Origin of the sequence: Pedobacter borealis DSM 19626, assembly GCF_000708285.2 — a bacterium.
Lineage (GTDB): Bacteria > Bacteroidota > Bacteroidia > Sphingobacteriales > Sphingobacteriaceae > Pedobacter > Pedobacter borealis.
The window spans coordinates 87373-97931 of record NZ_JAUG01000007.1; the positions used below are offsets into that span (position 1 = coordinate 87373).

General features: G+C 38.9%; 8 protein-coding genes. All 8 read left to right on the forward strand.

Annotated features, from left to right (window positions below; all coding sequences use genetic code 11):
- Positions 1–29 precede the first annotated feature (29 nt).
- Positions 30–1304 (forward strand): peroxiredoxin family protein, encoded by a 1275-nt coding sequence (locus AW17_RS03860; protein WP_167343642.1) that lies wholly within the window; start codon positions 30–32, stop codon positions 1302–1304.
- Positions 1305–1564: 260 nt separating this feature from the next.
- Positions 1565–3637, forward strand: coding sequence for a carboxy terminal-processing peptidase (locus tag AW17_RS03865; protein WP_083488622.1), 2073 nt, complete (start codon positions 1565–1567; stop codon positions 3635–3637).
- Between the two features lie 19 nt (positions 3638–3656).
- A complete protein-coding gene (locus AW17_RS03875; protein WP_036668958.1) occupies positions 3657–4547 on the forward strand; it encodes a TraB/GumN family protein in 891 nt (296 codons plus the stop codon).
- Between the two features lie 6 nt (positions 4548–4553).
- Complete coding sequence (locus AW17_RS03880) at positions 4554–5765, forward strand: TlpA disulfide reductase family protein (RefSeq protein ID WP_051691620.1); 1212 nt, start codon at positions 4554–4556, stop codon at positions 5763–5765.
- A 21-nt stretch (positions 5766–5786) separates the two neighbouring features.
- Positions 5787–7829 carry a carboxy terminal-processing peptidase gene (locus AW17_RS03885; protein WP_083488623.1) on the forward strand — a complete coding sequence of 681 codons (2043 nt, stop codon included), beginning with the start codon at positions 5787–5789 and terminating at the stop codon, positions 7827–7829.
- Positions 7830–7844: 15 nt separating this feature from the next.
- Positions 7845–9065 carry a peroxiredoxin family protein gene (locus AW17_RS03890; RefSeq protein WP_051691621.1) on the forward strand — a complete coding sequence of 407 codons (1221 nt, stop codon included), beginning with the start codon at positions 7845–7847 and terminating at the stop codon, positions 9063–9065.
- 57 nt (positions 9066–9122) lie between these two features.
- The gene (locus AW17_RS03895; RefSeq protein ID WP_051691622.1) at positions 9123–10307 is read left to right on the forward strand and encodes a TlpA disulfide reductase family protein; all 1185 of its coding nucleotides are present in this window, start codon (positions 9123–9125) and stop codon (positions 10305–10307) included.
- 21 nt (positions 10308–10328) lie between these two features.
- A partial coding sequence (locus AW17_RS03900; RefSeq protein WP_029274810.1) for a carboxypeptidase-like regulatory domain-containing protein occupies positions 10329–10559 on the forward strand: 231 nt, incomplete at its 3' end.

Below are 10559 nucleotides of genomic sequence, written 5' to 3' on the forward strand. Positions count from 1 at the left end.
CAATTATTAAAAACCTAAAAAATAAAACAATGAAAAAAAATAATTTTATTATCCTTCTGTTCCTAGCATTATGTTTTGGAATGGCCAGAAATCTTAAAGCGCAGGATGTTACCGAGACTCAGGCTACCGAAAATACCAAAAAGTTCAAAGAGAAATTAAAAGGGTTAGTAGCACTAGATCCTTTTAAAGTTACTCAAGAACAAGGTAAAAGTTTTGATCTTACAAAATCTACTGAAATTTATAGACAAGACGGTAGCATCGTGATGTCTGGTCAAGTAGCAGAATATTCTGCCCAAATAAATTACATCTTAATTCCTTACGTAAATCCAGCTGATAAAAATAAGATTGTACTGATGGTGGTGCGGGATGCTACGCCAGAAGAGAAAGAGGCGCAAAGACTCTTGCGCCAAAAGGCCGGAATGTATGTAATGGATGGCATTGATCCCAATGGGCTTGATTTGAGCAAGCCAGGTACTTATGAGGCCATTAAATTTGATGCTAACCTAAATAAAGACGAGTTTATAAAAGGCCTACATCAAATGCCGATATTAAAATTTGGTGGAAGGCAAATGAACTCCGGTAGAGTAGCTTTTTTTGATGAGAAAGGAAAATTAATACCGATGTTGTTGGCTGATGGAAGCCAAAACCCAGTGTTTGCCAAATATATGGGAGATGTTAATTTTCAACATGTGGATTATTGCGATGATAATGGCTTAATTAAAGCTGCGATTTACCGTAAATCTACCCTGGAAGAGAAAAGAGGGAGGGGGCAAACGATGACGGTGATGACACCGATAGATGCATCGATAGTTGGTGGCGGTGGCAGTAGTACGAATAGTTCTGCTCAATTAAAAATAATTGATCCGGGTAATACTAAAGGTGTTACTGCGGTTGGAAGCAAGTTGGAAGATTTTTCGGCAAAAGATATAAACGGTACAGATATAAGCTTGTCGCAATACAAGGGCAAAAAAGTAGTGGTATTAAATTTTTGGTTTACAAAATGTGCGCCTTGTTTAGAAGAAATGCCTAAATTAAATAAACTGGTTGATGAGTATCAGGGCAAAGATGTAGAGTTTATCTCGTTTTGTAACGACGATGCGAATACCATTAATGAGTTTTTAAAAACACATGAGTTTAAATACCGCATTCTCCCAAGCTCGTTAAAACTGGCAAACAAATATAAAGTGGCTGCTTTCCCTACGAATATTGTTGTTGATAAGAACGGAAAAGTCTCATTCTATGAAGTGATGTATTCTGAAAACATCGATAGCAGTTTAAAAAAAGCTATTGACAGTGGATTGTAAGTAATACAAAACCGCAAAATATTACGTATTTACCGCCTGCAAAATAAAGGCAGGCGGTAAAATATATTTCGCAACATAAGTTTCGTATAAAAGCGCACAGATTAAGCAAAAAATAAGCATAATCCTGTGACTGCAGTTACAGAACAGATATTGGTTCTATGCCCTAATACTATAAAAGTGTCGTTAAACCCTCTTTTAAAAAAAACATAAAATTTTTTGCTATAACGGCTAGACAATTAAAAAAAATAAAAATTCTAAGGATGAAATTTAACATTACAGCTTTCGCTGTAGCAATATGTATGTGTACGGCAACTGTGCATGCTCAATCGGAGAAAGAACTGGTGCGGTTCGATTCGATTGCCCACATGTCGGCAAAGATTGCAAAAAAAATGCATTATGCGTACAGCTCTTTTGACGATGCGTTTTCTAAAACCCTGTTTACCGATTTTGTAGAATCATTGGATACATGGGATGCTGTTTTTTTACAGACAGATATTGAAGACTTAAAGAAAAAATACGAAACTAAGCTCGATGATGAATTGAACGGTGCTCCGATTCGTTTTTGCCCAGAAGTAGAGCTCTTGTTCAGAAAACGGATGAAAGAAGCAGAAACATGCTGGTCAAAATTGTTAAGCCAACCATTAAATTTAACCAATCACGAACAGTTTCCGGCTTCATCGGACAAACAACACGAACATTACTACACAAGCTACCCTGCTAATCGGGAAGAGCAGCGGGAAAGATGGCGTAAATGGCTAACCATGGTGGTAGAACGTGAAATGTTTAATATGCAACAGGCTCAGGCCAAGAACAAGATAAAAACCTCTTTAGCCAATATAGAACAAGCAGCACGTGCTGCTATTAAAAGGCGTCTTACTGGAAACAATAATCGTTATCTCGTTAAAATGGATCATGAAGATTATTTCAGTGGGTATATGTTCCAGTTTAGTCAGTTATTAGATGCACATTCGGTGTACCAAGATGTTAAAGCTGAATTAATATACTCTAATCAGATTAGTGGTACAACTACTGGTATTGGGGTTACTATAAACGATATTGGTGGTACTATGCGTGTTGTATCCATGGTGCCCGGGGGGCCGGCAGAACAATCAGGCAAAATGAAACTGGGCGATGCCATTATCACCGTAAAAGAGGGTAAGGGCAAACCAGAAGGTATTTCGGGCTATAACAACTATTTCTTGCTACGAACAATTTTGGGCGAGGAGGGTTCGGAAATAATCCTGGGCTGCGAACGCCCCGATGGCAGCAAGTATTCGGTAAACCTAAAGAGGGCTACCATGACCTTACCTGGAAATATTATAAACACGGCGGTGATAGAAAAGAATGGTGAAAAAATAGGCTGTATTGTGGTTCCATCATTTTATTCGGGGATGGGAAATAGTGTATCGGTCGATATGATAAATGCCGTAAAAAAACTGAATAAAGAAAATGTAAGTGCCATTGTACTCGATTTACGGAACAATAGAGGCGGAAGTATGGATGATTGCCTTATGGCTTTTGGCGAGTTTTTTCCCTATGGTAATGTTATCCAGATAAGAGGCAAAAACAGGCCGGTGTATACCAAGGATGATTTTGATAATAATATGAATTTTGCTGGGCCTGTGGTGGTATTGGTAAATCCCCGTACTGTTTCTGCAGGCGATATGTTTACATCGATGATGCAGGATTTTAACCGCGGATTGATTATGGGTGCCCCCACTGCCGGAAAAGCAGTAGCACAATATTCAGTAAAAGTTGAAGATAGAGTAATAGATTCTAACCAAGAAGTTGCAAACAAGGAGAGCGAATCTTTTGGGATGATGACGCTAACTATCGAAAAATATTACAGTGTTACAGGGCGTTCTGTACAACTAAGGGGCGTTACCCCCGATGTATTGTTACCAGATTCCCGCGATTTTGATATGTACAGAGAAATTAACCACAAACACCCATTGGCTTGGGATAGTATTGCTCCGGCTAATTATACCCCATGGAATTTTGGTTTTGATCTAGAAGCTGTTAAAAAGAAAATGCAGGCCGAAGTGAACAACAATCCTGCCTATAAGCGCATAGCCGAAAACGAAGCCTGGCTAAGGAAAAAGAAGGTAGAACCTGTTTCCCTTAACTGGGAAGAATATAGTGCCTATAGAAAAGAAGAAACAAGGCGGCAAAATGAATCGGAAGAGTTGATGATGCTAAAAAACAAGCTAACCGTGCGCATACCGAACAATGAAAGTGCTAAAGAGCAGCAGGGCTTTTTAAATAGTATTAATGCAGACCTCTACATAAGTACCGCAGCAGATGCCGCTTTAGAGCTGCTGAAAACCAAATAAACCATTCAATAATTTAATTATGAACAGGATAATACCAGCAATCTTTTTTTCGCTTTGCTTCGTTGCTACGGGGCTGTTTGCACAGGATAAACCGGATATGAATACATTGCTGTGGCGGATATCAGGAAAGGGCCTTTCTAAGCCATCGTATATTTTTGGAACCACGCATGTAATTTGCAAAGACGAGGCCGCAAAAATAATTACACCAACTTTAAAGCAAGCCATCCAATCTTGTAACAAAGTGTTATTTGAAGTTGACTTTACAAACACCGCAGAGGTAATTATTTCATCGATGAAGAACAGCAATATGCTTAATGGCACTACCCTAAAGCAATTGGTTACCAAAAGAGAGCTGAAAACCATTATAGATTATTTCAGTAAAAACAAAACAACTATTCCGCTGATAGAAGTACAAACCCTGCAGCCTATCATATTACAATCACAGGTAAACAAGGGCTTTCTTACCTGTGCAGATAGGAGTGAAATGGAGCTTGAGTTAACCAACGTTGCACAGGCATCTAATATTAAAATAGGCGGTATATCCAGCATAAAAGAGCAGAATAATTTTGGCGATAGCATTCCCTATAAAATTCAGGCGAAATCGTTGCTGTATTCAATTTTTTTGATAAAAAATCCTGCAAAGAATTCTTTTTATAAAACAAATAAATTGTACGTAGCCCAGCAGATGATATCGTTAGATAGCTTGGTTACAGCAGAGAAACCCAATGAGTCAGATCATATTCTGTTAGATACCAGAAACAATCTTTGGGTGGCGAGATTAATAGAAAAGATGAAAACGGAACAGATATTTCTGGCTGTAGGTTATGCGCATTTATTTGGTAAAACCGGCTTGGTTTCATTATTACGTAAACAAGGCTACACGGTAGAAGGTGTGCCGAATAATAACTAAATTTCTATGAAAAAAAGCATATTAATTACCTTGTTTGTTTTTGCCGTTACCATGGTACAGGGCCAAACAGGCAGTCTGTTTCAAATAAACGGCAGTCTTTCGGGCATGGCCGATGCAGACCAGGTATTTCTTCGCTATAACAACCTTGGCCGGCAAATTACCGATACCGTACAGGTTAGCGATAACAGTTATAGTTTTACCGGAACCATATATGAACCGCAAGGCTTTGTTCTGTGGGTAACTTATAAACCAGCTTCTAAAAAAAGAAGAACAGAAAGCGACCAAGTTAACCTTTACCTTACCGATGGGATGATTAACCTCAGTTCATCCAAGACTTTTAACAATATGGAGATGAGCGGCGAGGGCAGCATCTGGAATAAAGATTTTAACGAGCTACAGCAGCAAATAAAGCTAAGTAAAGATTCGGCAGCATATTGGATAGCTAAATTTCAACAAACAACAAACATGGTTGATGCTTACGAAAGAACCATAAAAGCCAATCAAAAGCCACCATATAGCTATGCCAGTTATAAGCGTGATTCTACTGAGCTAGAAGAGATCAACAATAGTGCATTTCCTAGACAGAAACAGAGATTGCATGAAAAGATACTGATACCCTATATCCGTAAAAACCCGAGTTCCCCGGTTTCGTTTTTCGCTTTGCGAAATGTATCTGAAATTGCAGAAGAAAGAGTTATTAAACAATACAAACTTTCACAATCGCTATTCGATTTACTCTCGCCCGAAATAAAGAATTACATCGGCGCAAGATATTTTAGTGAAATGCTGGCTAAAACCGCCAAAACTGCAGAGGGCACGCCGGCACCCGAAATAACCTTGCCCAATGTAAATGGGAAGCCATTTTCGCTTTCATCGCTTAAAGGCAAATATGTGCTGGTACATTTTTGGGCCAGTTGGTGCGGACCTTGTCGTGGTGCAAATCCATCGTTAAAAAAAATATACGAAAAATATAAGGATAAAGGCTTTGAAATTTTAGCCATTTCAATTGATGAAAAAGAAGCGGAGTGGTTAAAGGCAGTGAAAGAAGATAAAATGCCCTGGTGCCAGGTTAGAGATAATAAGTTTGATGTTTCGAGGCTCTACCAGATCGGTTCCATTCCACGTAATTTTTTAATAGCTGCCGATGGAACGATTATTACAAGAACGTTGGAAGACAACACGCTAGAAGAAAAACTTCAAGCGCTGTTAGGAAAATAGAAAAATATAAAAAGCTAAACCATGAAATACATAATTTCTGTTCTTTTATTTATGCTTTGTATAGGGAATAGAGCAGTTGATGCGCAAACGCAGAAAGAGTTGGCAAGGTTTGATTCCATTGTCCACCTGTCGGCAAAATTGGTAAAGATGGGTCACTATTCATACAGCAATTTTGACGATGTTTTTTCTAAAAAATTATTTGCCTTATATGTAGAAAAGCTCGATAAATGGCATGCCGTTTTTTTACAAAAGGATGTTCAAGATCTCAGTAAATATGAAACCAGGCTAGATGACGAACTGAACGGTGCCCCAGTTCGTTTTTGCGTGGAGGGAGAACGCTTGTATAAAATTAGGTTAAAAGAGGCCTTGGTTATTTGCACAAAATTATTGAGCCAGCCATTTAACCTGAACAGACAAGATCGGTTTTTATCTACAGCTCCAATAGCTTTTCCAGCCAACAGAGCTGAACAATTGGAAAGATGGCGGCAATGGCTTACTTGGGAAATAGAGGCCGAGATGTACAGTTTGCAAGAAGAACGAGCGCAACAAGGAATTACTTCAACAGTTGTTGCATTAGAACAGGATGCCCGTGCAGCGGTTAAGCGAAAATTTACGGGCTACGCATATTGTTTCTTGAACAAGATGAACCATGAGCGTTACCTTGCTTGGTATTTGGGCTTGTTTTGCCTCACGTTGGATCCTCATTCTATGTATTTTGATGCGATAGGGCAAGAACTGTACGCAAATTTTTTGGGTGGTACAATCTCTGGTATAGGAGTAGAAACAGGTCAGTACCATGGTTTTATACAAATTACCAAGCTTGAACCAAATGGCTCGGCAGAGCAATCGGGCAAGATGAATGTAGGCGATATCATTTTAACAGTAAAAGAGGTAAATGGCAAACCCGAAGATATTGCAGGTTACACTGGAGGTTTTCTAAAACGTACGCTTGACGGCCTTGCAGATACAGAACTGACCATAGATTGCAGAAAGCCCAATGGTGTTGCGTATACGGTAACCTTAAAACGTAGCGTGATAAATGTTACAGCCAATATTATAAAAAGTGCCATTATAGAAAAAAATGAAGAGAAAATTGGCTATGTTATTATACCTCAATTTTATAATGGTAAGGGTGCAAATGCTGGCGATGATATGGCCAAAGTGGTGCAGAAACTGAATGCCGAAAATGTAAAAGCCATTGTACTGGATTTGCGTAATAATCTTGGTGGTGATTTAGAAAGTACCATTAAAGCGCTAGGTGAGTTTTTGCCTTATGGGCCTATTATACAAACCAAATCTAAAAATGACCCTGTACAGGTGTTTAACGATAAGAATATGAACATGAATTTTAGCGGCCCTGTGGTGCTCTTGGCTAATCAACATACCATTTCTTGTGGCGATTTGTTTACTTCCGTTATGCAGGATTACAACCGAGCTTTGATTATGGGTTCTGCTACGGCCGGAAAAGGCAACGGAAGTCGCCTGTTTCAGGTAAAAGATATATCATGGAATAACGGAACAGTAAAGAACAAAAAAGAAAATTTTGGGCAATTGGCTTTAACCTATATCAAGTATTATAGCGTAACCGGGCGTTCTGTACAGCAAAAAGGCGTAATACCTGATGTGGTACTGCCAGAATATCGTTATGATGATCAAGAGAAGGAATCCGTACAGAAAAATGCACTTCCTTGGGATAGCATAGCTCCTGTAAAATACCAAACCTGGAATTTTGGCTTTGATCTAGAATCGACTAAAAAGAAAGTGCAAAAAGATGTGAGCAACAATGCCGCTTATAAGCAAATTATAGAAAACGAGGCTTGGCTGAAAAAAGCAGACAAAGAACCTGTATCCCTCAATTGGGCAGCGTATAGCCTTTTTAGAAAAGAAATGAGCATGCGTTTTAACCAATCGGTAGCGTTGGGCAAGTTAAAAACAAAATTATCGGTACGAATGCCAATCGGGCAAGAGGCCAAAGAACAAGAAGGTTTTTTAAACAGTATTAATGCCGATCTCTATATCCAAACAGCAGCAGATGCCGCTTTAGAATTATTAAAAACCATGTAAAACAATCTAAAAACCATGAATCAGATGACAAAATCGATCCTTTTTTTGCTTTTCGGCGTTATAGCCTGTGCAGTTTTAACCTTTGCTCAGCCTGCGCCGCACTCTTTTAAAATTACCGGCACAATTAAGGGTAATCCACAAATTCGGAAAATTAGGGTCTGGGGTGTTTATGGAAAACCGGCCATAGAAGTGCCTGTAAAAAATGGGCAATATAGTATTCGTGTTACCATTACCGAACCTGTAATCATGAATTTGCAAGGATTAGGTAATGAAGACGATGTAGACTATGATTATAGAATAAGTAGGTACGAGTTGTACCTCGTACCGGGCAATGTGGTTTTGGTATCGAATAAAACTTTAAGCAACACGCAGGCAAGTGGCAGTGGCAGCCATTGGAATAAGGATTATCATTACTTGGATAGACAGGTAAAGAACACACATAACTTAAACGTTACAGCCTCTACAGATAGGATAAATCTCTACGGTAAGACGGAAATATATAGAAGGGGAAAGGCGCTAGCTTCTTACGGTTCAAAAGAATATAGCAGAGATTCGATACAATTTATTAAAGCAACTTATTTAGCTGACGGGGGCTTGGATAGTATCTTAGATCATGGTATTTTGATACCATATGTAAAGAAACATCCGGAATCGCCCTTAGCATTGTGGGCATTGTTTAATATGGGAGGACGTAGAAAGACGATTGATTACCCCCTTCAATTTCCCTTGTTTGAGCGACTATTGCCCCAAATAAAAGCATTAAGTACTGCAAAGGCCTTTAAAGAAAAGCTAGAGCAAAACAGCATTACCCAAATAGGCAAAACAGCACCGAACTTTATATTACCCGATACCTTAGGGCAAAACCTGTCTCTGTCGTCGTTACGCGGAAAGTATGTACTGGTTGATTTTTGGGCTGATTGGTGTGCGCCCTGCCGTAAGGAGTTCCCCTATTTACGCAGTGCCTACAACAAGTACAAAGATAAAAATTTTGCCATTTTGGGCATATCTGCATTAACCATTATGAGCCCTGAAAACATAATAAAATGGAAAGAGGCTATTGTAAAAGACGAAAGCAACTGGTTACATGTGTTCGACGAAAAAGGAAACATAGCAAAACTATATTCCGTTAGTTCGATCCCCTGTAATTTTTTATTGGATCCCAATGGCGTAATCATTGCCGTTAATTTACGTGGCAAAGCAGTAGAAAAAAAACTGAAAGAACTGTTGGGCGATTAGAAAGCGCAAAAAAAGTAATCATTTTATAAATCGCCTTCTAATACTTAAAATACAATCATGAACCAAATAACAAAACGGACTCTTTTTTTACTTTTCGGCCTTGTTAGTTGTGTAGGCTTAACCTTTGCCCAGACACCAAAGCCATTTAAAATTATCGGAACAATTAAAGGCAATTTGCAAATGCATAAGGTTGTTGTTACTTATGGTAATGATGAAGAACAGCACATAGAAGCACTTGTTAAAAATGGACAATATAGCATTAACGGCTCAATGGCCGAACCTGTAATTGTACACTTGAAAGGTAATGCCGATGCAGATGTATACGATTTATACCTTGTGCCTGGCAATGTAGTGCTTCTGTCTAACAAAACCTTAAGCAACACGCAAGCAAGTGGCAATGGTGCTAAATATAATACAGATTTTCAGTACCTAACAAAGGAACTAAAACTTGCAGACGATGCCAATTACAATGCATCGCAAGATGCAGCAACACTTAGTGCAGCATTAGAATTGTATAAAAATGGAAAGGCAGGAGCTGCTTACGGTCTTGAAGGATATAAAAGTGATTCCGTAAAATATAATAAAGCCAACTATTTGTCGACCCGTGGATTGGATAGTATCTTGAACCACAATGTTTTGATACCCTATATAAAAAAACATGCCGACTCGCCTTTGGCTTTGTGGGCGCTGCTTAATATCGGCGGACTAATAAAGGATTACAATTACGATCTTCAACATCCTTTGTACGAGTTGCTTTCGCCCCAAGTAAAAGCATTGTCTGCAGCCAAAAATATGAAAATGTGGTTGGATATAGGCGCAGTTGCAGAAATAGGTAAAACAGCTCTAGATTTTGCGCTTCCAGACACTTTAGGAAAGAATTTGTCTTTAGCATCCTTACGAGGGAAATATGTATTGATTGATTTTTGGGCCGATTGGTGCGGCCCGTGCCGTATGGAATTTCCTTACATGCGCAAAGCGTATGACACCTATAAAGAAAATGGCTTTACCATCCTGAGCGTATCACTTTCTTACCATTCGGCCAAAACCAATTGGAAAAAGGCTATTATAGAAGAGCAAAGCAATTGGTTGCATGTGTACGATGATAAAGAAAAAATATCAATGCAATATGGCGTTAGCGGAATTCCCAAGAACTTTTTAATAGACCCTAAAGGCGTAATCATTGCCCGTAATTTATGGGGCGATGAGTTGGAGAAAAAGTTGAAAGAACTGTTAGAAAAGTAGTATTTGATCAGTAAGATATTCATGAAGGCGATAACAAGATTTAGCTACCTACTTTGTGTTTTTTTATCTGTAACAGCTACTATCCAGGCACAACAAAAGAACGGGTCTGTAAAAGGTATGGTGATAGACACTGCGCTGAAACAACAAGCTATTGCCAGTGCAACGATCACCATCCTTAAAAGAAGTGATTCGTCGTTGGTAAGCTTTACCATTACAGATGCCGAAGGTCGTTTTGAAATGACGGGCATCCCC